A 24998-nucleotide genomic window follows, 5' to 3' on the forward strand; every position below is an offset into this window, starting at 1 on the left:
GCGAATCGGGGGCGGGAGCGATGGCGGAAATTGCGCATGAAAAGGAACAAACGTTCCTGATAACCACCGCACGGCCGACCCGTCGTCAGGTGCAGCTGGCGGTGTGGATGCTTGCCAGTCTGGTCGTCGCGCTCCTCATCACCATGCCTTTCGCACGCACGCCCCTCGAGAACACCGAAATTTTCCTGCCTGCCTATGCCTCGGCCATTCTCGTCAATGAGCTGTTCACGGCGGCGCTGCTTGTTGCGATTTATGCGGTACAGCGGTCCGCCGCCATTCTCGTTCTCGCGGCAGGTTATCTGTTCACAGGGCTTCTCGTCGTGCCCTGGGCGATGTCCTTTCCCGGCGTTTTCAACGCGCTGGGTTTTGATATGGGGCTGCAGAGCACAGCGATGATCGCCGTCATGAGGCGGATCGGCTTTCCGCTTTGCGTCATTGCCTATGTGTTGCTGAAGGACGAGGACGCAGCAGGAAAGCTGGAAACGGGTCCGGTCCAGATGCGGATCGTCGGGATGGTGTTCGGCGTCACCGCCTTTGTCGGTGTTGCAACCTGGCTCATCGTGCTTGGAGATGACCTGCTGCCGGGCTTCATGGAGGATACGCGCAATGTCACACCACTGTGGAGCTATGTGCCCGCAGTATCGGTGACACTCTATGTGACGGGCATTGTGCTGCTCTGGAGGCAGCGGCGCTCTGTGCTCGATCTGTGGCTGATGGTGGTGCTGGCGACACTCTGTATCGAGATTGTGCTGCTTTCCTATGTGAGCGGCGGCATCCGCCTCAGCATTGGCTGGTGGGCCGGCAGGATTTGCGGGCTCATCTCCGCCAGTATGGTGCTCGTGGTGTTGTTGTCGGAAACCGCGATGCTCTACGGGCGGCTCGCCCGCGCGCTTGCACAGGAACGGCGAATCCGCGATGCGCGGCTGTCGGAAATGGAAGCCCTGTCGGCCTCGATCGCGCATGAGGTAAACCAGCCTGTCGCCAGCATGGCGACCAATGCCAATGCGGGGCTGCGTTGGCTTGAGCGGGAATATCCGGAGGCGCATGAGACAAAGGCAGCACTGACGCGGATCGTTCGGGATGGCCATCGCGCGGGGGACATAATCCGTGGTGTGCGCAGCATGTTCAACAGGGATTCGCAGGTTCGGGTCCCGACTTCCATCAACGACTTGATTGCTGAAGTCGTGGAGCGGCACAGAGCGGAGATGCGGCAGAGCCATGTAGCTCTCGACCTGCAATTCAAGGCGGATATGCCGGTCGTCACCGTCAACCGCATCCAGATAGAGCAGGCTGTCGCAAATCTCGTCACGAACGCCATCGACGCGATGCGGAGCATATCGGAACGGGAACGTCGCTTGAGTATCGTCACCGGCCTCGGAGACGAATTCACCGTGCTGGTTTCAGTGGCAGATCGCGGTGCAGGCGTTACGCCGGCTCATGCAGGGGAGATATTCAAGCCGTTCTACACGACCAAGCCGGATGGAATGGGAATGGGATTGATGTTCTGCCGCTCGGCTGTAGAGAGCCACGGGGGAAATCTCTGGGTTGAACAAAACAAACCGTGCGGCGCGGTATTCAGATTCACACTGCCATGTAGTATAGAGGTGGCTCCGCAATATTTAAGAGACGCAGGATGAGCGACACCGAGGTCTGCGTTCTGATCATCGACGACGACCTGGCGATGAGGGAGTCGCTCGAAAGCCTGTTTCGATCGCTCGGGCATGAGGCACGTGCGTTTGCGACGGGCCGGGAGCTTGTGGAAAGCGACCTGCCGGACATGCCGAGTTGCCTCGTCCTCGACGTAAGACTGCCGGGGGCGAGCGGGCTCGAGTTGCAGCTCGAGCTCCTGCGTCTCGGGTTCGATCTGCCGATTGTGTTCATCACCGGTCATGGCGACGTGCCGATGTCGGTCGCGGCGATGAAGGCTGGTGCCATCGAATTTCTGACCAAGCCTTTTCGCGAGCAGGAGCTTATCGACGCCGTTCACCGGGGCGTCGAGATCGACCGGGAGCGCCGCGCGGCCTTGACATCGCTCGCCGAGCTGCGCAGCCGGTTCGAGACGCTGACCCCTCGCGAGCGCGAGATTATCGCTCTCGTGGTGACCGGGCAGATGAACAAGCAGATTGCCGCCGAGCTCAACCTGAGTGAAGTGACCGTCAAGGTTCATCGCGCCCAGGTGATGCGCAAGATGCAGGCAAAGACGCTTCCCGATCTCGTGCGATATGCAGACCGGCTCCTCACGGATACCTCAAAGCCGTAGCGGGCGACACCTCAGTATAATTGTAGCACTCACGCCTCTTGCTCCATTCTCGGCAGTACGACGCGGCAACCGCTCTGCGTCTCCGGCTTGTCATGCCGGGTCGAGACAGGAGCAGGAGCCATGCTCGCGAGTGCAATGGTGGCGGTTGTCGATGACGATGAATCGGCACGTGAGGCGATAGTCGAGCTGGTGAGGGCTTTGGGATACGAAGCTCTCGGCTTTTCAAGCGGAGAGAATTTTCTCCTCTCGGACGGCAGGCGGCGGACCGCCTGTTTGATCACGGATATGAGGATGCCCAATATGTCGGGACTTCAACTCCACGCCGAGCTGGTCGCAGCCGGTACATGGATCCCGACGATCCTCGTCTCCGCCCATGAAGATGACGCCACGCGCATCCAGGCGCTGAACGCAGGCATGCTGTTCTACCTCTCAAAGCCGCTCGACCCGGAGGAATTGCTCCGCTGCCTTCGCGCGGCCATGGGAGAGAGAAATTGACCGTCAGCCGCATTTCGCGACACCCGCAATCCGCAATGAACAACTGACGCCAGAACTGGAGAGACCGAGATGTCCAATCCGAAACTTGAGGTCCTGACCCCGCGGAATTCGCAGGTCATTTTCATCGATCAGCAGCCGCAGATGGCATTCGGCGTGCAGTCGATAGACCGGCAGACACTGAAGAACAATGTGGTCGGTCTTGCCAAGGCCGCGAAGATTTTCAACATTCCGGCGGTCATCACGACCGTCGAAACGCTCTCCTTCTCGGGTCACACCTATCCGGAGCTGCTCGACGTTTTCCCCGACCATCCCCTGCTCGAACGCACTTCCATGAATTCCTGGGACGACCAGAAAGTCCGGGACGCCCTGAAAAAGAACGACCGCAAGAAAGTGGTCGTTTCAGGCCTCTGGACGGAAGTCTGCAACAATACTTTCGCACTCTCGGCGATGCTCGAAGGCGGCTACGAAATCTACATGGTCGCCGATGCGTCCGGCGGTACGACCAAGGAGGCGCATGACTATTCCATGCAGCGCATGATCCAGGCGGGTGTGGTGCCGGTGACCTGGCAGCAGGTCCTGCTCGAATGGCAGCGCGACTGGGCGCATCGCGACACCTATGACGCCGTGATGAAGGTCGTGCAGGAACATTCGGGTGCTTACGGCATGGGCGTCGATTATGCCTACACGATGGTCCACAAGGCGGAAGAACGCGTGAAGCATGGCCAGCGCCTCGATCCGGTGCCGGCTGGCATGGCCACCGCTGAAGGAGGGTAGGCCGATGAGCCGCACGCCGACGCGCCGCGACACGGTAAAGGGGATGGCGGCAGCCGCCCTCGTGACGGCGGCCGGTATGGGCCGCGCCTGGGGAAGCGAAACGAGCGGACAGCAAATGGTAGACGTCATCCTGAAAAACGGGCGCATCACGACGCTCGACCGCAAGAAGCCGGAGGCGCAGGCGATTGCCGTAAAAGACGGCCTCGTCATGGCGACCGGGCGTGACGAAGAAGTCATGCGCCTTGCAGGATCGAATACCAAGATTGTCGATCTCGGCGGCAGGCGCGTCATCCCCGGCCTCAACGACAGCCATACGCATCTGATCCGCGGCGGGCTGAACTACAATATGGAACTGCGGTGGGAGGGCGTTCCTTCCGTCGCGGATGCACTTCGCATGCTGAAGGAACAGGCAGACCGAACGCCTGTCCCGCAATGGGTGCGCGTCGTCGGCGGCTGGTCCGAGTTTCAGTTTGCGGAAAGGCGCATGCCGACGCTGGACGAGATCAACGCCGCCGCGCCCGCAACGCCCGTTTTCATCCTGCATCTCTATGGACGCGCTCTGCTGAACAAGGCTGCCCTCGATGTTCTCGGCATCACCAAGGACACGCCAAATCCGCCGGGCGGCCTGATCGAGAAAAATGCGAGAGGCGAGCCGACCGGCATGCTGGTCGCAAAGCCCTCCGCTCTCATTCTCTATTCGACGCTGGCGCGCGGCCCGAAACTGCCGGTGGAGGACCAGGTGAATTCGACGCGCCACTATATGCGCGAGATGAACCGGCTTGGCATCACCAGTGTCATCGACGCAGGCGGTGGCGGGCAGAACTATCCTGAAGATTACGATGTCATCCGCCGTCTGCACGAGGACGGCAACCTCACCTTGCGCATCGCCTATAATCTCTTCGCGCAGAAGGCGGGGAGCGAGCTATCCGACTATGAGCGTTGGCTTGAAATGACAGAGCCGGGCGCTGGCGATGCATTCCTGCGCATGAACGGCGCCGGCGAAAACATCGTCTGGTCGGCCGCCGACTTCGAGAATTTTCTGGAGCCGCGCCCCGAGCTCGCGCCCATCATGGAAAGCGAACTCGAGCCGGTGGTGGAACTGCTGGCCGCGAACAAGTGGCCTTTCCGCATTCACGCAACCTATGACGAGTCGATCTCGCGGTTCCTTTCGGTTTTTGAACGTGTGAACGGCAAAATTCCTTTCCAGACCCGCTTCATCATCGATCACGCGGAGACGGTGAGCGAAGGCAACATGGAGCGTATTGCGGCGCTGGGCGGCGGCATCGCCACCCAGCATCGTATGGCCTTTCAGGGCGAATATTTCGTCGATCGCTTCGGCGCGGAAGCGGCAAAGCAGACGCCCCCAATCGCGAAGATGCTGCAGGCGGGCCTGCCCGTCGGCGGCGGCACGGATGCGACGCGTGTTGCCTCCTACGATCCCTGGGTTGCGCTCTACTGGCTGACCACGGGCAAGACGCTGGGCGGTCTGTCGCTCTATGACGAGGACAATGTGCTCGACCGGGAAACGGCGTTGCGTATCTGGACGCAAGGGTCGGCGTGGTTTTCCGGAGAGGCGGAGGTCAAGGGTACGCTGGAACCGGGACGTTATGCCGACCTGGCCGTTCTCTCGGCCGACTATATGAGCGTGCCGCCTGAAGCCATCCGGCGCATCAACGCCGTCCTCACCATGGTCGGCGGGCGCATCGTTTACGGCGAAGGCGACTTCGCTTCGCTGTCGCCGCCAATGCCGCCCGCGTCTCCGGCATGGAGCCCCGCGGCACTGATCCCAAGCCCCGCCATGCGCGCGGAGAGCTCCGGCACCAGCCAGTTCGCACGGGCCTGTCACGATGCCTGCGCCTCGGGCTGCGGCATTCATGGGCACGCACACGGGATTGCATGGGAAGCGCCATTGCCGGTCGCCGACAAGACGGCTTTCTGGGGTGCGCTTGGCTGCTCCTGTTTTGCTGTCTGAACAGCGGAGGATGATGTGACGGACGCGGCAAAAGCGGAAAAAGATGCGGTCTCCGCCTGGGCGCCCTTCGGGCACGCCGCCTTTGCCGTTCTCTGGACAGCGACGGTCGTTTCCAACATCGGCACCTGGATGCACGACGTCGCCTCCGGCTGGCTGATGACCTCGCTTTCGCCGTCGCCCTTGATGGTGGCGCTGGTGCAGGCGGCGACCACGGCGCCGATTTTCCTCTTCGCGCTTTCCGCCGGCGCGATGGCCGATCTCGTGGACCGGCGTCGCTTGCTCATCGTGATCATGACCGCGCTCGTCATCGTCACGCTGGGCCTCGGCGTGCTGGTGCTACTTGGCCTCGTCAATGCATGGATGCTGCTGCTTTTCACCTTCCTGTCCGGGGCAGGGGCTGCCTTTGTTGCACCGGCATGGCAGGCGATCGTCCCTCAACTCGTTCCAAGACCCGATCTTTCGTCGGCGGTGGCGCTCAACAGCGTCGGGATCAACATAAGCCGCGCCATAGGTCCGGCGCTTGCTGGCCTCATCATTGCCTCTTTCGGTATCGCATGGCCCTATATGCTCAACGCCCTGAGCTATGTGATCGTCATCGGCGCACTTCTGTGGTGGCGACCGCCGCCGCAGCCGAAAAGCGACCTGCCTGTCGAACGCTTCTGGAGCGCCATCCGCTCGGGTCTGCGCTATGTCCGCGCGAGCAGCCCCATGCGCGCCACGCTGGTTCGCGCTATAGCCTTCTTCCTCTTCGCCAGTGCCTATTGGGCGCTGCTTCCCATTATCGCCCGCCGGGAATTGCAGGGGGGGCCAGAGCTTTACGGTCTCATGCTCGCTTCCGTCGGCATCGGGGCCGTCAGCGGCGCGCTCTTTCTGCCGCGCCTGAAGAAGAGCATGGGGCCGGATACTCTCGTCGCCGCCGGAACCGCGGGAACGGCGCTTGTTCTCGCCGTCTTCGCTCTCGTCGCCATTCCGGCAGCCGCGATCGCCGTCAGCTTCATCGCGGGCGCTTCATGGATCATGGTGCTCTCCAGCCTCAATGTATCGGCGCAGATGGTCCTGCCGGATTGGGTTCGCGCTCGCGGCCTTTCGGTCTTCATCACCGTTTTTTTCGGCTCTATGACTCTGGGAAGCATGATCTGGGGACAGACCGCCTCGCTGCTCGGCGTTCCGTTCACATTGCTTTTGGCCGCCGCCGGTTCGCTGCTGGGCGCGGTTCTCTCCTGGCCCTTCAAGCTGCGGCAGGGCGATGCGCTCGATCTTTCGCCCTCCATGCATTGGCCCGCACCGGTTGTGGCGGGCGATGTAGCGCATGATCGCGGGCCCGTGATGATCACCGTCGAATATCGGATCGCACCGGCAACCGCCGCTGATTTTGCCGCCGCCATGAAGGATCTCCGTGCCGCGCGCCGCCGCGACGGGGCTTATGCCTGGGGTCTTTTCGAAGATGTCGCCATGCCGGGCCGCTATATCGAATATTTCACCGAGGAATCATGGCTCGCCCATCTGCGCCATCATGAGCGTGTGGCGGAGTCCGATCGCCTTCTCCAGCAGAAAGTCCGCGCCTTCCATCTGGGTCCGGACGATCCCGTAGTCACTCATTATCTCGCGCCGGCGCCGGGCGCCGCTGTGGTGCCTCCACCGCCGCGTGACGGAGAGTTGCAATGAAAATGTCCCCTGTCCGCTTTCCGGTACCGATTGATCTTGCAGGTGCTCCATGAAGAACGCCGATATTCACCTCCTGATCGCGCGCCTCTGCCTCGCCGCCATATTCATCTATAGCGGCGTGACGAAACTGGTCGGCTGGGAAGGCGCGCTTGCCGAATTTTCCGGGCTCGGATTGCCGTTTCCCGCCTTGGCGGTGCTCGCGACCATCGCGGTGCAGCTTGCGGGCGGCCTCGCGGTCGCCAGCGGTTATGGCGCGCGTACGGCTGCGCTCGTCCTTGCCGGTTTCACCATTGTGGCCACGATGATCGGTCATCCCTTCTGGCGGTTCGAGGGTGAGGATTTTCATCGCCAGCTCACGGTTGCGCTCGAGCATCTGGCCATTGTCGGCGGCTTTCTTCTTCTCGCGGCGCGGGGGCCAGGCGCCCTGTCCCTCGGCCGTTCTTGAGCAATGCGTGCGGTAGCGTTTGCCCTTTTGCTCGTGGCGTTTCCCGATGCGGTGAAGGCTGCCTGCGGCACCGGCTTCATGAAGTTGCGCTTTGACGAAGACCCGTCCTGCTTTCGGACAGAAGCGCCAGGAGACGCTCTCGACCGGCTCAAATTCATGCCCCTGGATCGGGACGGAGACGTCTGGCTGGGAATGGGCGGTGAAATCCGTCAGCGCTATGAATATACAAATAACCCGGCCTTCGGCGCTGCCCGCCAGGACAAGGCCGGCGTCTGGCTGCAGCGCTACGTCCTTCACGGCGACCTGCATCTCGGCTCCCGTCTCCGCCTCTTCGGGCAGTTGAGCAGCGCGCTGGAGAGCGGGCGGGCAGGGGGCGGAAGTCCTGTCGACGAAAACCGGCTGGAGATACAGAACGCCTTTGCCGATGTGACGCCGTTTCAGGTGCCTCTCACATTGCGTGCCGGCCGTCAGGAACTTCAGTTCGGCTCGGGCCGTCTCGTCGATGTCCGCGAAGGCCCGAATGTACGCCGCAGCTTCGACGGTATTCGCGCCTTCGTCGCGGCGGGCGGCTGGCGCGTGGATGCCCTTGCCGTTCGTCCGCGCCTGTCGCGACCGGGCGCTTTCGACGACAAGACCAATCATGGCCAGTCGCTCTGGGGCCTTTATGCGGCAGGGCCCGGTCTCGATCTCTATTATCTCGGATTCCAGAGCGATGCGTCGGTCTTCGTGCAGGGAACGGCGAAGGAGCATCGCCATTCCATCGGCGCGCGCTTGTGGGGCGCGCGCGACGGCTGGGACTGGAACCTGGAATCTCTCTACCAGTTCGGCAGCTTCGGAGCAGGCGATATAAGCGCATGGACGGTGGCGAGCGAGACCGGCTACCGCTGGGAGACCGCGGCATGGCAGCCGCGCGTCGCCCTCAGTGCCAATATTGCCAGCGGTGATGACGATCCGGCGGATGGCGACCTCGGCACCTTCAGCCCACTGTTCCCGCGCGGCAATTACTTCTCGGAAGCGGCTGTTCTCGGCCCGCGGAATTTCTACAATCTCCACGCCTTCCTCACCGTCGAACCCGCGCAAGACTGGACGCTGACGACGGATGTGAATTTCTTCTGGCGCCTCGAGACGGAAGATGGCGTCTATACGCCGGGCGGCAGTCTTCTGCGCGGACCCGGCGGCAGCGATGAACGCTTCGTCGGCTCGGCATTTTCCCTTTCATCGAGCCACACGCTCTCGCAACGGATCGACGCCACGGCGATCTACACGCATTTCTCCGCGGGGGATTTCCTGGAATCGACCGGCTCGTCCGCCGATATCGATTTTCTGGAGCTGACGTTGCGCTTCCGGTTCTGAACCCGCCCTTCATCCGCCGCCTCCCGATCTCATTTTTCCATACTTAGGTCTTGACCTAACCATCCACCTGCTGTTACTTAGGCATATGCCTAATCAACAGCAGATACAGCTCGATCGTGTTTTCCACGCCCTTGGCGACCCCACAAGGCGGGCCGTTCTCCGGCGGCTGAGTGGCGGTCCTGCCGCCGTCAGCGAACTGGCGCGGCCTTTCAAGATGGCGCTGCCCTCCTTTACGCAGCATTTGAACGTGCTGGAGGAGTGCGGCCTTGTCCGCTCGCGCAAGGCGGGGCGGGTGCGCACCTATCAGCTTGTGCCGAAGCCGCTCAAGGCGGCCGAGAGCTGGATGGTCGAGCAGCGTTCCCTCTGGGAGAAGCGCCTCGACCAGCTCGACGATTACCTCATGCAAATGAAGGAGAGAGAAGAATGACCAGGCCCGATATAGACCCGAAGCTCGACCTCGTGCTCGAACGCACCGTCGATGTGCCGCCGCGCCTCGTCTGGCGCGCCTGGACGGAGCCGGAGCATCTCATGCCGTGGTTCTGCCCGCGCCCCTGGGCGACGGTCGAATGCCGGATCGACCTGCGGCCCGGCGGCGAGTTCTACACCCAGATGCGTTCGCCCGAAGGCAAGGACATGGAGGGCGGCTCCGGCTGCTATCTCGAAATCGAGAAGGAGCGGAAGCTCGTCTGGACCTCGGCGCTAGGCCCCGGCTACCGGCCGGCCGTGGCGCGGGTGCACGATCTTTTCTTCACCGCCTGGATTCTCATGGAGCCGCAGGGGCAGGGCACGAAATACACCGCCATCGCCAAGCACCCGGACGAGGCCTCGGCGAAGCGTCACGAGGAAATGGGTTTCCATGAAGGCTGGAACACCGTTGTGGACCAGCTTGCCGAATACATGAAGACGATCTAGGGAGCGCGATCATGATTGCAGGACTGACGGCGGACCGCCTCCTTCTCCATTCCGGCATCGTCGCGGGACTTCTGTTCTTCGTCGTACCCACGATCCTCGTGTTCACGCGCCCCGGCTTCGACATCGAGCGCCACGCGATCAGCATGTTGAGCCTTGGCGAGGGCGGCTGGATGATGAAGGCGGTCTTCATCGTGAGCGGGCTCTTCGTGCTTGCCTGCGCCTGGGGCATTCATGCGGAGCTTGCGCGGGGGCAGGGCGGCATCGCCGCCCCCTTGCTCATCGGCGCCTATGGCGTCGGGCTGGTCCTTGCCGGCATTTTCGATGCGCCTGCGGGGCTCGGCTTTCCGCAAGGCACGCCGGACGATCAGCAGCCGGTGATGACGACTGCCGCCACTCTGCACAGCCTCGCCTTCATGATCGCCTTTGGCGGTCTCATTCTTTCCTGCTTCGTGTTTGCCTTTCATTTCTGGCAAACGGAGCAACTGTTCTGGGCGGTGGCGTCGCTCGCTACGGGCATTGTGCTGCCGCTGCTGATCGGCCTCGGCATGTCCATGGTTGTCGCTCCCGGCATCGCCTTCTACTGGGCGGCCATGCTTGGCTGGCTGTGGCTCGCCGCGGTGCTGATCGTGCTGCCTCACGGTACATGACCTGCCGCCGGTTTGGGAAAGGAAGCCGCGCCTTGCGGGCGGCTTCCTCCCCGGTCCCTCTGTCTCAGAAGAAGGCCGGCACGACGCCGCGTTCCAGCGCCGATTTGAGGCCGGAGAGAATGCCCGGCCAGCCGCTCGAAATGCCTTTCAGCACGGCCGAGTTCTTCGGGAAATTCGTGTGGCTGACGGTCAGCTTCGTCAGCTTGCCGTTCGCCGCCACGTCATAGGTGACGATGGAAGGGCCCTCGTCATGCTGCGGCCCCGGGCCTTCGACCTGGAAGGTGTAGACGAGGCGGCGCGGCGGCTCGCTTTCGAGAATTTCGCCGCGCACATCGACGCCGCCCTTGCGGCGATAGATGATCGGCGAGCCCGGCTCGAAGCTCGAGTCCTGGCGCGTTCCGCCCCACCAGGCGCGTTCCGTCTTGTTGTCGGTCAGCGCCGCCCAGACATCTTCCGGCTTCGCATCGATATGGATCACATAGAGGAAGTCCGGGTCGCGTTCCGCATGTATCGCAGGTGCCTTGGTCATTTGTCTTGTCCTTCAGCCGGTTTGCCGTTGCGTTTTCTTTCGAGCGATTTCTTCAGGTCGATCAGCCCGTCGACTTCCGCCCTTTCGAACTTCCTGATCCAGCGGTCGGCGATTTCGGCAATCGGCACCGGGTTCAGGTAGTGAAGCTTTTCGCGGCCGCGCCAGGCGGTCGCCACGAGGTTCGCCTCTTCGAGAATGGCGAGATGTTTCGTCACGGCCTGCCGCGTCATGGCAAGCCCCTCGCAGAGTTCGCCCAGCGTCTGTCCGTTTCGTGCATAGAGCCGGTCCAGCAGTTCGCGCCTGCTGGCGTCGGCGAGGGCGCGAAAGGCGGCGTCGAGCGTCATGGCCGTATAATGCAACTATTTGGTTGCATGTCAAGCCGCTCCCGATTGCCCGTTTTGTCCCGATCCGCTAGAAGAGGCGCCAATCAGCCCTCGAAGCGCAAGGAACTCCGCCGTCATGGCCGCCTATCAGTACGTCTATGTCATGGACCGCCTGTCGAAGACCTATCCGGGCGGCAAGCAGGTTCTGAAGGACATCCGTCTTTCCTTCCTCCCCGGCGTCAAGATCGGCGTTGTCGGCCTCAACGGCGCGGGCAAGTCCACGCTGCTCCGCATCATGGCGGGCGTCGACAAGGATCACACGGGCGAGGCCTGGGCGGCGGCGGGCGCGAAGGTCGGCTATCTCCAGCAGGAGCCGGAGCTCGACCCGGCGCTCAACGTCTTCGGCAACGTCATGGAAGGTGCGGCCGAGAAGAAGGCGCTCATCGACCGCTACAACGAACTCGCCATGAACTACTCGGACGAGACGGCCGAGGAAATGGCGAAGCTGCAGGACATCATCGACGCGCAGAACCTCTGGGATCTCGACAGCCAGGTCGAGATGGCGATGGATGCACTGCGCTGCCCGGACCCGGAAGCGGATGTGAACAATCTTTCGGGCGGTGAAAAGCGCCGTGTCGCGCTCTGCCGCCTGTTGCTCGCCTCGCCCGATCTGCTGCTCCTCGACGAACCGACCAACCATCTCGACGCGGAATCGATCGCCTGGCTCCAGAACTACCTGAAGGAATATACAGGCACCGTCGTCATGGTCACCCATGACCGCTATTTCCTCGACAATGTGACGGGCTGGATTCTCGAACTCGATCGCGGTTCGGGCATTCCCTATGAAGGCAATTATTCCTCATGGCTCGAACAGAAGGAAAAGCGCCTCGAACAGGAAGGCCGCCAGGAGGAGGCGAAGCAGCGCACGCTGGCGCGCGAACTCGAATGGATCAGGCAGAGCCCGAAGGCGCGCCAGGCGAAATCCAAGGCCCGTATCAGCGCCTATGACGAGTTGCTGGCCGAGGCCGGCAAGCAGCAGGAAGGCAGGGCCCAGATCGTCATTCCGGCGGGCCCGCGCCTCGGCGGCAATGTCTATGAGGCCGAAAACATCTCCAAGGGTTTCGGCGACAAGCTCCTGATCGACGATCTCTCCTTCAAGCTGCCGCCCGGCGGCATTGTCGGCGTCATCGGCCCGAACGGCGCCGGCAAGACCACGCTTTTCCGTATGCTGACGGGTCAGGAAAAGCCCGACAGCGGCAAGCTCACGATCGGTGAGACCGTCGTCATGGGTTATGTCGACCAGAGCCGCGACTCGCTCGACAGCAACAAGACCGTCTGGGAGGAAATCTCCGGCGGCACCGACATCGTCGAACTCGGCAAGATCACCATGCCGAGCCGCGCCTATGTGGGCTCGTTCAACTTCAAGGGTTCGGACCAGCAGAAGAAGGTGGGCCTTCTCTCAGGCGGCGAGCGCAACCGCGTTCACCTCGCCAAGATGCTGAAGTCCGGCGCGAACCTCCTTCTCCTCGACGAACCGACCAACGACCTCGACGTCGAAACGCTGCGCGCGCTCGAAGACGCGCTCGTCGCCTTCGCCGGCTGCGCCGTGGTCATCTCGCATGATCGCTGGTTCCTCGACCGCATCGCCACGCACATGCTCGCCTTCGAGGGCGACAGCCATGTCGAATGGTTCGAGGGCAACTACCAGGATTACGAGGAAGACAAGAAGCGCCGCATGGGCCCCGCCGCCGAAATTCCGACGCGGATCAAGTACAAGCGTTTCAGCCGGTAACGCAGTGGAGGGCAGGCCCCGTCAGGCGGATGCGGCCTGCCTCTGCCGCGGCATTGCCGCGAGCCACAAAAGCGCCTTTCGGGCTCGCCGTCCGATAGTTCAAGCCGCTGCGCGGACTTTCTCCTTCGCCGCCTCCATATCTCGAGCAGGCGGCAAGCCGAACATGCGGCGATATTCCCGCGTGAACTGGGGGACGCTTTCATAACCGACAGCGAAGGCGGCGCTGCTCGCCGTATTTCCCGCCGCTAACATCAATCGGCGTGCCTCGATCAGACGCAGTTGCTTCTGGAACTGCAGCGGTGAGAGCGAGGTCACGGCGCGGAAATGTTTGTGGAAGGATGACGCGCTCATCCCCGCCACATCCGCCAGCCGTTCGACCCGCAGCGTTTGCGCAAATTCGGCACATCCGCCGTGATCAATAGCGAGTCTCCGGCGCTGAAGGTGAAGGCCCGATTCCCCATCGTGACCTGCTTTGCCCCTTGCACGACGAGACAGACCAGCGGCTTGGAGATGGCGTGTTGCAGGTCGCTCGGCGCGGTCGCGCGAACGGTCATCACGCCTGGAATAGGCGTCGGAGCGATGCCGGCCCGATCAGCATGGGCCTCGCCATGGCGGCGAACGGTGCTGAGCAATGTCTCGGTCATGTCGCGATCCTAATCCCCGGCTGGCGGTTCGGTAAACCGGATTTGCAGGAATAGGCAAGGAACGTCGAGGTTCCGGCAACGACTCCCCGCTCCCCGTTCCAATATCAAGGCGGTGCCAACATCAAGTGAAGGAGCCATCTCATGACCAGCATATCTCTTGTTACCGGCGGGAGCCGCGGCCTTGGCCGCAATACCGCGCTCAGCATCGCCCGGCGCGGCGGCGATGTCGTTCTCACCTATCGGAGCCAGGCCGCCGAGGCCGAAGCAGTGGTCGCGGAGATTCAGGCAATTGGCCGGAAGGCGGCGGCCCTGCAGCTCGATACCGGCGACACGTCGGCCTTCGCGGCCTTTGCCGATCGTTTGCGCAAGGTCCTACGCGACACGTGGGGACGCGAGACATTCGATCACCTGGTGAATAATGCCGGTCATGGCGACTATGCCCTGATCGGCGACACGACCGAGGCGCAGTTCGACCGTTTGGTGGATGTCCACTTCAAGGGTGTCTATTTCCTTACCCAGACCTTACTGCCGCTGATCGCGGATGGCGGCCGCATTGTGAACCTCTCCTCCGGGCTCACACGTCTGTCTTACCCCGGCTATGCAGCTTACGCGGCGGTGAAGGGCGCGGTTGAGGTCCTCACCCGCTACATGGCAAAGGAGCTGGGCGGGCGCGGCATCGCGGTCAACACGGTGGCGCCGGGTGCCATCGAGACCGATTTCGGCGGCGGCGCGGTCCGCGACACTCCTGAACTCAACAGGCAATTCGCGGAGATGACGGCTCTGGGCCGCGTCGGCCTGCCGGATGATATAGGGCCGATGATTGCCGGCCTTCTTTCCGGGGAAAATCGCTGGGTGAATGCCCAGCGGATCGAGGTGTCCGGCGGTCAGGGCATCTGACAGGCGGCCGGACATGGCGGCAGGCTCCGGTGGGCCTGCCGTCCGGTCCCTTATTCCGGGAAAATACCGCCTTCGGCCGCGTTTTTAGGGGCTGTTCACGGCACATTAAGCCCCTCCGCCTAGTCTCTTTCCCGTTGGGGGATGAGGAGGAGCGTTTCGAGGCGTCATTGGCGCATCGGGCGGCCACGTGCCTATGGACGAGAAATATCTGAGCGATCAGGAAATGGCGGCGATCGTGCGGGAGGCGGTGGACCGTCTGCCCGGCGGCTTCGTCATCTTTGGCCCCGACCACGAAATCCTTCTGTCCAACGCGCAGAACGAGCGCGATTTTCCCTTCACCAACGAGGCGCTCCGCCAGGGCAAGACTTATCTCGAGGCGACGCATTTCGCGGTCAAGAAGGTCGCGCCCGATTTGCCGGACGAAGTGGCGCTTTCGGTGGCGCGAAACATTCACGATACATTGGCGAAGGGTGAGCCGGTCGAGTTGAGAACCCATCTCGGCACGGTCATGCAGGTCATCGAGATTCCGCTTTCCTTCGGCGGCTGGGTTGCTGTCGGGGCCGATGTTACGGCGCTTCGCGAGCGCGAACGCGAATTGAAAAAGTCGCGCAAGCAGGCCGAGGCCGCCAATGAGGCGAAGTCCGCATTCCTGGCCAATATCAGCCATGAAATCCGCACGCCGCTGAACGGTATTCTCGGCATGGCGCAGCTCATGGCGTCAGGCGATCTCACGCCCGGGCAGAAGGACCAGATCGAGACGATCCTCGATTCCGGCAAGACGCTGATGGCGCTTCTCAACGACGTGCTGGACCTCTCCAAAATCGAAGCCGGCCGCTTCGACATTTCGCCCATCGACAATGATCTCGGGCAGTTGTTGCGCCGCATGGAAAAGCTCTGGGCGCCCCGCGCGTCGGAAAAGGGGCTCGTCCTCACGCTCGATATAAACAGCGCCATGCCGGAGCTCTTGCGGTTCGATCCGATCCGCGTGCGCCAATGCGTCTCCAACCTCGTTTCAAATGCGATCAAGTTCACCGAGCGGGGCAGCGTGCGCGTTGCCGCGCGCTGCGTTCCCGCCGGCGAAGGCGAGTTCGATGTGCTTGTCGAAATTTCGGATACCGGCATCGGCATGAGCGGCGAGACACTCGGCAAGCTTTTCGCGCCTTTCACACAGGCCGATGCTTCCACCTCGCGCCGCTTCGGCGGCACCGGCCTCGGCCTGTCGATCAGCCGCAAGCTCGCGCAATTGATGGGTGGCGATGTGGTGGCCGAGAGCGAGGAGGGCAGGGGCTCCCTCTTCACGCTCACCTTCCGCGCCGCCGAAGGCCGCCGCGTCAGCGAAGCGCCGCAAAACGCCGATGTCGACCAGACAGGCGGCGCGCGCTGGGCGAAAGGTCTCGCCGTCCTGCTGGTCGACGATCATCCGCTCAATCGCAAGGTGGCGCGTCTTTTCCTCGAACCGCTCGGCATCGCAATCACGGAAGCCGAAAACGGTGAAGAGGCGCTGCGCTGGTTGCAGACGCAACCCTTCGACCTTGTGCTGCTCGACATGCACATGCCGGTGATGAACGGTATGGAGACGCTGGCTCATATTCGTGCGCATGAGCCGCATATCCGCGACCTGCCGGTCATTGCGCTGACGGCTGACTCGCTCGGCCCCGACAATTCCCGCTACCGCGATTTCGGCGCCGATGGCTATGTCGGCAAGCCGATGGACCATCGCGATCTCATTCTGGAAATCGGCCGCGTGCTGGAAGAAAAGCATGGCCGCGCACCCATGCCGCGCGAAGCCATGCCGGATCTGCGCCGCGCCTGAGCGGTTTGCGCTATTCCGGGAGTCCCGCGCCGATATCGATGAAATGCTCCGCGTCGAGGCTTTCGAAGCGGAACTGTCCATTGTCGGCTGCCGCATGCGCGTGGTTCTCGCCAAACCCTTCCACAATGCCGATCACCAGCCAGCAGCCGCTCGCCATGTCCGTCATCGGCATCTGGGTCAGTTCGATCCGTTCGCGAAAGCCGTCGCTATGCACGATTTCCTTGCGCACCCATCTTCCGCAGGGCACGGGTCCGAACATCTTGCGCATGGAAATACCGGAGGCTTCGCGGTGCTCCGGCGGAACGAAGTCGACATAGTTCAGGCCGCGCATCTCGATGCCAAGGCCATCGCGCACCGATTGTCCGGCAAGACGAAAGAGCACGCGCCGCTCCGCCTCCTCATGCAGCTCCACCAGATAGATGTCGTTGAGAAATGTCTTCAGCCGTTCGGGCCGGAAGTCGGCTTTGTCGGGTATGAGCGCAGATTTCGGAATTTCGGCCCACGCCTCTTGAAAGGCGATGCTCTTCGCCGAGCGCACGGGGCAGGCGGGCGCGGCGCCTTCCATAATGGCCGACCGGATACTCACGGTCCCACCTCTTTTTACTGAAACATACAAAGGGCATTGTCGGCGAGGCCGGTTAACGGCGGCTGAATCCGCGGCAGTTCAAATCCGGGGATAAGTTGGCGGCGATTTTCCGGCCGGTGCGATGTTTCCGTCACTGTGGCATCGGCTTGTGGCCGTCCTGCCGCAGCGGGGATAAGCGTCTGTCGCCGGCCCGCGAAACTCCGTGCGACGGTTTCGTGACAGTTCGATGACGATCTGCGGGATAAGTGCCGTTTCCGGCCTGCCTGAAACGAAAACGGCGCGCCTTTGAAGGGCGCGCCGTCCGTATACGAATTTTATGCCGGCGAGATCAGTTCGCTGCGCTGATGCCCGAAATATCGCCCGTTTCCGCCTTGGCGATCTGCGAGCGCAGATGCTCCAGCAGGGCTTCGAAATTGCCGCCATTGTTGCGAATGACGGTGGTGAAGGTAGAGCGCTGCTCCTGCGCCAGCCAGATGCCGACGACGTTCACGTCGAAGATTTTGAAGTCGCTACCATTCTTCACAAGCCACCAGTCGACCTTGACGGGTTCGCGGCCATTGGTGAACTTGATCTCGCTCTGCACGATCGCCTGGGTGTCGCCCTTGGCCTTCGCGCTGAGCACGTCGAGCTTTTCATTATTGTAGTCGGAGAGGCGCGTCACATAGACCTTCACGATGAATGTCTCGACGAGCTTCAGATATTCGTTCTTCTGCTCTTCCGTCGGTGTGCGCAGGTACTGGCCGAGCGCGAAGGCGGCGATGCGCTGCATGTCGGCCGTTTCATTAAGCAGCTGCTGGAACGCCTTTTCCCGTTCCGCCTTCGAGGCGGACTTGTCGCTGATGATGTCGATGGCGCGTGTCGAGACATCTTCCACGAAGCTCACTGCGGCCTGATCCGTCGATGCTTGCGCATGGGCGGCGCTGGTCATGAGCGCCACGCAAATTGCGAGCGGTGCGACCAGCGTTCGCAGGGCAATCCGTGTCGTGAACATCTATAGTCCTCCTGCTCGTCGATACGCGCACGAAACCCGCTCGCGGAGTGCGGCGCGTCTTCGGCGGCGTGGCGTTCTAGAAACGCATGCCGGGATTGTTTGTTTCGTTTGTGTCGAAATTTAGGTTGTCGATATCCGGCAAGTCGTCGAAGTCGCGCTGGCCGTTGGCGATCTCGTTCGCGCGGATCTGGCGATAGAGATTGCGGATGGTTGCGTAATGATCGACAGAGGTCCGTTCGATCTGGTCGAGCGTCTTCAGGCTGCGTGCGCGCTGATCGATACCGTTCACGACGAAGCGGATCGTCGGCACCGTCTTCGGCTTGTCCCAATAGATATAGGTCAAGGGGTCGAAAAACTGGTCGACGAAGAAGCCCGTCAGGTCGCGGGGCGGGGCAGGGCCGAGCACCGGCAGATAGAGATAGGCGCCTTCGCCCGTACCGTAGACAGCGAGTGTCTGGCCGAAATCTTCACTGTGCTGCGGCATTCCCCAGCTCGATGCCGGATCGAACAGGCCGAGTACGCCGACAGTCGTATTGATGCCGAAGCGGCTTGCCGTCGTGCCCGCGCGCTCCCACTCGCCTTGCAGCATGTCGTTCGCGAGAATGACGGGGCTGCGCAGATTGTCGAGGAAGTTGCGGACGCCGTCGCGGCCCGGTTCCGGCACGACGCCGTCATACCAGGTGGCGACCGGCTTCAGCAGAATGGTGTCGAAGAATTTGTTGAGCTCGAAGAAGTAGCGGTTCATCGGCTCCAGCGGATCGTTCTCGTCGACGCCGTTGTCGACGGCCGCCGGCGCTTCGGCCTGGGCCATGGCGACATGCGGCGCTGCGGCGAACGCAATGAGCGCCACCATCGCAAGCGCCATGTTCCTCATCGCTTTCGGCATGCCGGACCCGTCCTTCATCTTCATGTAGCCCCGTCCCCAAAAGAATAGCTGCCCCGACAGGGCGCCCTCTGCGAGCATTCCCTGTCCCGCATTAAATCCGCGTGAATATGGCTAGGATTCACGAATTTTGGCCGATTCCCGCAACTTTGCCCTCATCTAGCTATCATACGGCACCAAGGTTAACCAGCACGAGCGACCCTCCCAGGCGCCGATTTTCTGCTGTTATTGCCTAAAAGCTTCGGCACAAAAAGGTTTTGAAAGACATAAAGATATGTTTATATGCTTTTCAAAATCAGGGAATGACGGCGCATGGAGCAACTTCTGGCAGGTCTGAGAGCGGCGGGTGAACCAACCCGCCTGCGTTTGCTCGCTCTGTTGGCGCGCGGGGAACTGACCGTGACCGAGCTCACGCAGATCCTGCGTCAGAGCCAGCCGCGCGTCAGCCGCCACCTGAAGCTTCTCTGCGAAGCCGCCTTGCTGGAGCGGTTCCGGGAGGGAAGCTGGGTTTTCTACCGCCTGGCGGGCTCGGGTCCGGTGGCTGAGCTGGCAGAAGTCCTGAGCGACCTGATCCCGCAGGAAGACATTGTGATCGCGAGGGATATGGAGCGCCTCGAGGCGGTGCGCGCGGCGCGGGCCGAGAAGGCTGCAGCCTATTTCCGGGCCAATGCCGAGGAATGGAGCCGCATCCGGTCTCTTTATGTCCCGGAGGACAAGGTCGAGCAGACGATGCTGGAGTTCGGCGCGCGGGACGATATCGGCCTTATCGCGGATCTCGGTACCGGCACCGGCCGGATGCTGGAACTGTTCGGGCCCAAGGCAAAAAGCGGCGTCGGGATTGATCTGAGCCCGGAAATGCTTGCGCTGGCGCGGACGCAGCTTGCCCAGGCGCCGCTGCAAAACTGTTCGATCCGTCAGGGCGACCTCTACGACCTGCCAATGCAGGACGAGACGGCCGACCTGGTGACGCTGCACATGGTGCTGCACTACCTGGACGACCCGGCGGCTTCCATCGCGGAAGCTGTGCGGATTTTGAAGCCGGGCGGACGCCTGCTGATCGCGGATTTCGCGCCGCATGAACTCGACTATCTGCGCGAGACGCATGCGCATCGGCGGCTCGGGTTTGGCGAGGACGAGGTCAAGGAATGGCTGGCGGATGCCGGCCTTCAAATAAGAGAGACAAGGCATTTGCCGCCGGAAGGCGGCGAGGACGCCAAACTTACCGTCTCGATCTGGGTTGCGGACAAGGCCGCCGGGCCGGCACGCAAACCCGAAAAGGCGATGGAATTCGAAGGAGCAAAATAATGGGAAAACCAGAAAAAAAGGAGCAGCGCGAGCGGACCCGCGTTTCGTTCGAGTTCTTTCCGCCGAAGACCCCCGAGATGGAAGAGACGCTGTGGCGCTCGATCCGGCGGCTGGAGCCCCTGCAGCCGGAATTCGTGTCGGTGACTTACGGCGCGGGCGGATCGACGCGGGAGCGCACGCATGCGACGGTCAAGCGCATTCTCGATGAAACGACGCTGGAGCCTGTCGCCCATCTCACCTGTGTCGGTGCGTCGCGCGCGGAAGTGGATGATGTAATCCGTGCTTATTGGGACGCGGGCATTCGCCACATCGTCGCGCTGCGCGGCGACATGCCGGAATTGGGCGCGCCATACCAGCCGCATCCGGATGGCTATCAATCGACGCCCGAGCTTATCGCCGCCATTCGCAAGATCGGCGACTTCAATGTGATCGTGTCGGCCTATCCCGAAAAGCACCCGGAATCGGTTTCACTCGAAGCCGATATCGAATTGCTGAAAAGGAAAGTCGATGCGGGCGCCACGCGCGCCATCACCCAATTCGTGTTCGATACCGAAAAGCATGTCCGCTTTCTGGAGAAGGCGACCAAGGCCGGCATCGATGTGCCGATCGTGCCGGGGATCATGCCGACGACGAATTTCAAAGGTACAAAGCGCATGGCGGAGCGCTGCGGCGCCAGCATCCCGCAATGGCTGGAGAGCTATTACGCCGGGCTGGACGATGAACTGGAAACAAGAAAGCTCATCGCCGCCTATGTGGCGGCCGAACAGGTCAACCGGTTGCGGGCCTATGGCTTCGACCGCTTTCATTTTTACACGCTGAACCAGGCAGATCTCACCTTCGCGATCTGCCATGTGCTGGGCTTGCGCCCGCAGGCAGCACTGACGCCGGCAGAGCCGGCTTGAGGATATTTCCATGACCAGAGAAGAACGAATTGAAAAGCTGAAAGCCCTGTCCAAGGAGCGGATTCTGGTGCTTGACGGCGCAATGGGCACGATGATCCAGGGCTACAAGCTCACCGAGGCCGATTATCGCGGCGAGCTGCTGAAGGATCATGCGAGCGACGTGAAGGGCGACAATGAGCTGATCTCGTTGGCGCAGCCCGACATCCTGCGCGAAATCCATCTGAAATATTATCGCGCCGGTGCCGATTTCGCCGAGACCAATACGTTCGGCGCAACCTCCATCGCGCAGGCCGATTATCACCTCGAACATCTCGCCTATCAGATGAATGTCGAAAGTGCCCGCATTGCCCGCGAGGCGGCCGACATCGCGGAGAGCGAAACGCCGGGGCGTGTCTGCTTCGTTGCAGGCGTTCTCGGGCCGACCAATCGTACGGCTTCCATCTCGCCGAAGGTGAACGATCCCGGTTTTCGCAATGTCAACTTCGACCAGCTGGTCGAATCCTACAAGGAAGCGACGAAGGGGCTCATCGAAGGCGGCGCCGATACCATTCTGGTGGAGACGATCTTCGACACTCTGAATGCGAAGGCGGCCTTGTTCGCCATCGAAGAAGTGTTCGACGAACTGGGCTTCGAGCTGCCGATCATGATTTCGGGAACCATCACCGATATGTCGGGCCGTCTGCTTTCAGGCCAGACGCCGGAAGCCTTCTGGAATTCCGTGCGCCATGTGAAGCCTTTTTCGATCGGTCTCAATTGCGCGCTGGGTGCCAAGGAAATGCGGCCCCATGTTGCAACCCTCTCCCGCATCGCGGATGCGGGTGTCAGCGCGCATCCGAATGCGGGCCTGCCGAACGAGATGGGCGAGTACGATCAGGATGCGGCGCAGATGTCGGCTCTGGTCGGCGAGTTCGCAAAGTCAGGTCTCGTCAACATTGTCGGCGGCTGCTGCGGCACAACGCCGGAGCATATTCACGCCATTGCCGAGGCCGTGAAGGGCGCAACGCCGCGTGCCAAGCCGGAGATAGAGCCGCGCCTTCGCCTCTCCGGTCTCGAAGCTTTCACGGCGGCCTGATTTTACGGGCCGCCGTACCATTCCTTCAAAAAAAGTTAGACAAGTATCTCATGACTCAATCGACCGCGAACTTCATCAACATTGGCGAACGCACCAATGTGACGGGATCGGCCAAGTTCAAGAAACTCATCGTCGAGGATCGCTTCGACGAGGCGCTGGACGTTGCGCGACAGCAAGTCGAGAACGGCGCGCAGATCATCGACATCAACATGGACGAGGGGATGCTCGATTCGAAGGCCGCGATGGTGAGGTTCCTGAACCTCATCGCATCCGAGCCAGACATCTCGCGCGTGCCGATCATGATCGACTCCTCCAAATGGGACGTCATCGAGGCGGGCCTCAAATGCGTCCAGGGCAAGGCGGTGGTGAATTCCATCAGCCTCAAGGAAGGCGAAGAGGCCTTTCTCGAACATGCGCGGAAGGTGAAGCGCTACGGCGCCGCCGCCGTCGTCATGGCTTTCGATGAAGAAGGGCAGGCGGACACGGCCAACCGCAAATTCGAAATTTGCGAACGCGCCTACAAGCTGCTGACGGAAGTCGTCGGGTTCCCGCCGGAAGACATCATCTTCGATCCCAATATATTCGCGGTCGCGACGGGTATAGAGGAGCATAACAACTATGCCGTCGAGTTCATCGAGGCGACGCAGCGCATCCGCCAGCAATTGCCTTATGCGCATGTCTCGGGCGGCGTATCGAACGTCTCATTCTCGTTTCGCGGCAATGAGCCTGTCCGCGAGGCCATGCATTCGGTTTTCCTCTACCACGCCATCAAGGCGGGCATGGATATGGGGATCGTCAATGCAGGCCAGCTTGCGATTTATGACGACATCGAACCGTCATTGCGCGAACTCGTCGAGGACGTGATCCTGAACCGCCGGGCGGATGCGACCGAGCGGCTGCTGGAGGCTGCCGAGCAATATAAAGGCGGCGCCGGCAAGAAGCGGGAGGAAGACCTCTCCTGGCGCGAGCGTCCCGTCAACGAACGGCTCACTCATTCCCTGGTCAAGGGCATCAACGCCTTTATCGAGGAGGATGTGGAAGAGGCGCGGCAGCAGGCGGAGCGCCCCCTGCACGTCATCGAAGGGCCATTGATGGACGGCATGAATGTCGTCGGCGATCTCTTCGGCGAGGGCAAGATGTTTCTGCCGCAGGTGGTGAAGAGCGCCCGCGTCATGAAGCAGGCCGTTGCCTATCTCATGCCCTACATGGAAAAAGAGAAGGAGCTGACAGGCGCCGCGCAGAAGGAGGCCGCTGCCACCATTCTCATGGCGACGGTGAAAGGCGATGTTCACGACATCGGCAAGAACATCGTCGGCGTCGTTCTCCAGTGCAACAATTACGAGGTGATCGACCTCGGCGTCATGGTGCCCGCGGACAAGATTCTCGCCACGGCGCGCGAAAAGAATGTCGACATCATCGGCCTGTCCGGCCTCATCACGCCGAGCCTGGACGAGATGTGCCATGTTGCGGCGGAGATGGAGCGGGAAGGCTTCAACATTCCGCTTCTCATCGGCGGCGCGACGACAAGCCGTATCCACACTGCGGTGAAGATCAATCCGAACTACCGGCGCGGCCAGGCGATTTACGTCACCGATGCGAGCCGCGCCGTGGGCGTGGCATCCAGCCTGATTTCCGAAACATCGCGGGAGAAGTTCGTCGCCGATATTCGCGACGAATACGCGAAGATGGCGACGGCGCATGCGGGCGCCCGGGAGAAAAAGGACCGGCAAACGATCGAAGCCGCGCGGGAAAACAAGCTCAAGATCAAGTGGGACGGCTACAAGCCAACGCGTCCCTCGTTCCTCGGCACCAAGGTGTTCGAGGATTACCCGCTCGAAAACCTCGTGCCCTATATCGACTGGACGCCCTTTTTCCAGACTTGGGAGCTGGCCGGCCAGTACCCGCAAATCCTCAAGGACGACAAGGTCGGCGAAGCCGCTCGCGGTCTCTTCGAGGATGCGCAAGCCATGCTGAAGCAGATGGTCGAGGAGAAGTGGGTGCGGGCCTCCGCCGTTATCGGCTTCTGGCCGGCAAATCAGATCGGAGATGACGACATCGAGCTTTATGCCGACGATGCCCGAAAAGAAACGCTCGATGTGCTGCACTCGCTGCGCCAGCAGATGAAGCGCACGTCGGAGCGCGCCAACATGGCTATCGCCGATTTCGTTGCGCCGAAGGAAACCGGCATCGAAGATTATGTCGGCGGCTTTGCCGTCACCGCCGGTTTTGGCGAGGATGAGGTAGCGAAGCGGTTCGAGCAGGCGAATGACGATTACAAGGCGATCCTCTCGAAGGCGCTGGCCGACCGTCTGGCCGAGGCTTTCGCCGAACACATGCATGAGCGTGTGCGGCGCGAGTTCTGGGGTTATGCGGCGGAGGAAAAGCTGAGCAACGAAGATCTCATCGGCGAGAAATATCAGGGCATCCGTCCCGCGCCGGGCTATCCCGCGCAGCCCGACCACACGGAAAAGCGCACGCTGTTCAAGCTGCTCGATGCCGAAGCGAAGATCGGCATGAAGCTGACCGAGAGCTGTGCGATGTGGCCGGGCGCCGCGGTGAGCGGCCTCTATTTCAGCCACCCGCAATCCGAATATTTCGGCGTCGGCAAGATCGGCAAGGATCAGGTCGTGGATTATGCGCGGCGGAAGGGCATGGAGTTGCAGGAATGCGAGCGGTGGCTCGCGCCGATCCTCAATTACACGCCGGGTGCCGAGCCTGAGGAAGCGGCGGCCTGACGC

At 61.8% G+C, this 24998-nt stretch carries 21 protein-coding genes and 2 pseudogenes; 17 read left to right on the top strand and 6 right to left on the bottom strand.

Going from position 1 to position 24998, the window contains the following annotated elements:
* Positions 1-20 precede the first annotated feature (20 nt).
* The 11 genes from PLAV_RS12065 (at position 21) to PLAV_RS12115 (ending at position 10523) form a co-directional block, all read left to right on the top strand.
* The gene (locus tag PLAV_RS12065; protein WP_012111298.1) at positions 21-1637 is read left to right on the top strand and encodes an MASE4 domain-containing protein; all 1617 of its coding nucleotides are present in this window, start codon (positions 21-23) and stop codon (positions 1635-1637) included.
* A complete protein-coding gene (locus PLAV_RS12070) occupies positions 1634-2260 on the top strand; it encodes a response regulator transcription factor (protein WP_012111299.1) in 627 nt (208 codons plus the stop codon). The genes PLAV_RS12065 and PLAV_RS12070 overlap by 4 nt, the downstream gene beginning before the upstream one ends.
* A gap of 120 nt (positions 2261-2380) precedes the next feature.
* Positions 2381-2755 carry a response regulator transcription factor gene (locus tag PLAV_RS12075; RefSeq protein ID WP_012111300.1) on the top strand — a complete coding sequence of 125 codons (375 nt, stop codon included), beginning with the start codon at positions 2381-2383 and terminating at the stop codon, positions 2753-2755.
* Between the two features lie 69 nt (positions 2756-2824).
* On the top strand, positions 2825-3529 hold the full coding sequence (locus PLAV_RS12080; protein WP_012111301.1) for a hydrolase: 705 nt from the start codon (positions 2825-2827) through the stop codon (positions 3527-3529).
* 4 nt (positions 3530-3533) lie between these two features.
* Positions 3534-5501 (top strand): amidohydrolase, encoded by a 1968-nt coding sequence (locus tag PLAV_RS12085; RefSeq protein WP_012111302.1) that lies wholly within the window; start codon positions 3534-3536, stop codon positions 5499-5501.
* Between the two features lie 15 nt (positions 5502-5516).
* Positions 5517-7166 (top strand): MFS transporter, encoded by a 1650-nt coding sequence (locus PLAV_RS12090; protein ID WP_012111303.1) that lies wholly within the window; start codon positions 5517-5519, stop codon positions 7164-7166.
* A gap of 49 nt (positions 7167-7215) precedes the next feature.
* Entirely contained in the window at positions 7216-7611 is a 396-nt protein-coding gene (locus PLAV_RS12095) for a DoxX family protein (RefSeq protein WP_012111304.1), read from the top strand.
* 3 nt (positions 7612-7614) lie between these two features.
* Positions 7615-8964: an alginate export family protein gene (locus PLAV_RS12100; protein ID WP_012111305.1), complete on the top strand. Its 1350-nt coding sequence runs from the start codon at positions 7615-7617 to the stop codon at positions 8962-8964.
* Positions 8965-9049: 85 nt separating this feature from the next.
* Positions 9050-9391, top strand: coding sequence for an ArsR/SmtB family transcription factor (locus PLAV_RS12105; RefSeq protein ID WP_012111306.1), 342 nt, complete (start codon positions 9050-9052; stop codon positions 9389-9391).
* Positions 9388-9876, top strand: coding sequence for an SRPBCC family protein (locus tag PLAV_RS12110; protein WP_012111307.1), 489 nt, complete (start codon positions 9388-9390; stop codon positions 9874-9876). Before PLAV_RS12105 ends, PLAV_RS12110 begins: the two co-directional genes overlap by 4 nt.
* Positions 9877-9887: 11 nt before the next feature.
* Entirely contained in the window at positions 9888-10523 is a 636-nt protein-coding gene (locus PLAV_RS12115; RefSeq protein ID WP_012111308.1) for a DUF998 domain-containing protein, read from the top strand.
* A gap of 64 nt (positions 10524-10587) precedes the next feature.
* Here PLAV_RS12115 and PLAV_RS12120 read toward each other — a convergent pair whose 3' ends face one another.
* Both PLAV_RS12120 and PLAV_RS12125 read right to left on the bottom strand, forming a co-directional pair.
* Positions 10588-11052: an SRPBCC family protein gene (locus PLAV_RS12120; protein WP_012111309.1), complete on the bottom strand. Its 465-nt coding sequence runs from the start codon at positions 11050-11052 to the stop codon at positions 10588-10590.
* A complete protein-coding gene (locus PLAV_RS12125; RefSeq protein WP_012111310.1) occupies positions 11049-11396 on the bottom strand; it encodes an ArsR/SmtB family transcription factor in 348 nt (115 codons plus the stop codon). Before PLAV_RS12125 ends, PLAV_RS12120 begins: the two co-directional genes overlap by 4 nt.
* 115 nt (positions 11397-11511) lie before the next feature.
* On the opposite strand from PLAV_RS12125, the gene ettA reads away from it, so the two are divergent.
* Positions 11512-13167: an energy-dependent translational throttle protein EttA gene (ettA, locus tag PLAV_RS12130; RefSeq protein WP_012111311.1), complete on the top strand. Its 1656-nt coding sequence runs from the start codon at positions 11512-11514 to the stop codon at positions 13165-13167.
* Positions 13168-13266: 99 nt separating this feature from the next.
* Here ettA and PLAV_RS19375 read toward each other — a convergent pair.
* Positions 13267-13811 (bottom strand): annotated as a pseudogene (locus PLAV_RS19375) (AraC family transcriptional regulator).
* Positions 13812-13952: 141 nt separating this feature from the next.
* Here PLAV_RS19375 and PLAV_RS12140 point away from each other — a divergent pair.
* Positions 13953-14708: an SDR family NAD(P)-dependent oxidoreductase gene (locus PLAV_RS12140; protein ID WP_012111313.1), complete on the top strand. Its 756-nt coding sequence runs from the start codon at positions 13953-13955 to the stop codon at positions 14706-14708.
* Between the two features lie 193 nt (positions 14709-14901).
* A complete protein-coding gene (locus PLAV_RS12145; RefSeq protein WP_012111314.1) occupies positions 14902-16521 on the top strand; it encodes an ATP-binding protein in 1620 nt (539 codons plus the stop codon).
* Between the two features lie 10 nt (positions 16522-16531).
* Here PLAV_RS12145 and PLAV_RS12150 read toward each other — a convergent pair whose 3' ends face one another.
* The 3 genes from PLAV_RS12150 to PLAV_RS12160 form a co-directional block, all read right to left on the bottom strand.
* On the bottom strand, positions 16532-17107 hold the full coding sequence (locus PLAV_RS12150) for a PAS domain-containing protein (protein ID WP_012111315.1): 576 nt from the start codon (positions 17105-17107) through the stop codon (positions 16532-16534).
* Positions 17108-17435: 328 nt separating this feature from the next.
* Complete coding sequence (locus PLAV_RS12155) at positions 17436-18098, bottom strand: MlaC/ttg2D family ABC transporter substrate-binding protein (RefSeq protein ID WP_012111316.1); 663 nt, start codon at positions 18096-18098, stop codon at positions 17436-17438.
* A 76-nt stretch (positions 18099-18174) separates the two neighbouring features.
* Positions 18175-19008: an MlaA family lipoprotein gene (locus PLAV_RS12160; protein ID WP_049767775.1), complete on the bottom strand. Its 834-nt coding sequence runs from the start codon at positions 19006-19008 to the stop codon at positions 18175-18177.
* 285 nt (positions 19009-19293) lie between these two features.
* On the opposite strand from PLAV_RS12160, the gene PLAV_RS12165 reads away from it, so the two are divergent.
* The 3 genes and pseudogenes from PLAV_RS12165 (at position 19294) to metH (ending at position 24995) form a co-directional block, all read left to right on the top strand.
* Entirely contained in the window at positions 19294-20286 is a 993-nt protein-coding gene (locus PLAV_RS12165; RefSeq protein ID WP_012111318.1) for an ArsR/SmtB family transcription factor, read from the top strand.
* Complete coding sequence (gene metF, locus PLAV_RS12170) at positions 20286-21188, top strand: methylenetetrahydrofolate reductase [NAD(P)H] (RefSeq protein ID WP_012111319.1); 903 nt, start codon at positions 20286-20288, stop codon at positions 21186-21188. The genes PLAV_RS12165 and metF overlap by 1 nt, the downstream gene beginning before the upstream one ends.
* Positions 21189-21198: 10 nt before the next feature.
* Positions 21199-24995: pseudogene (gene metH, locus PLAV_RS12175) on the top strand (methionine synthase).
* The last annotated feature ends 3 nt before the right edge of the window (positions 24996-24998 follow it).

Source organism: Parvibaculum lavamentivorans DS-1, from assembly GCF_000017565.1.
Classification (GTDB): Bacteria; Pseudomonadota; Alphaproteobacteria; order Parvibaculales; family Parvibaculaceae; genus Parvibaculum; species Parvibaculum lavamentivorans.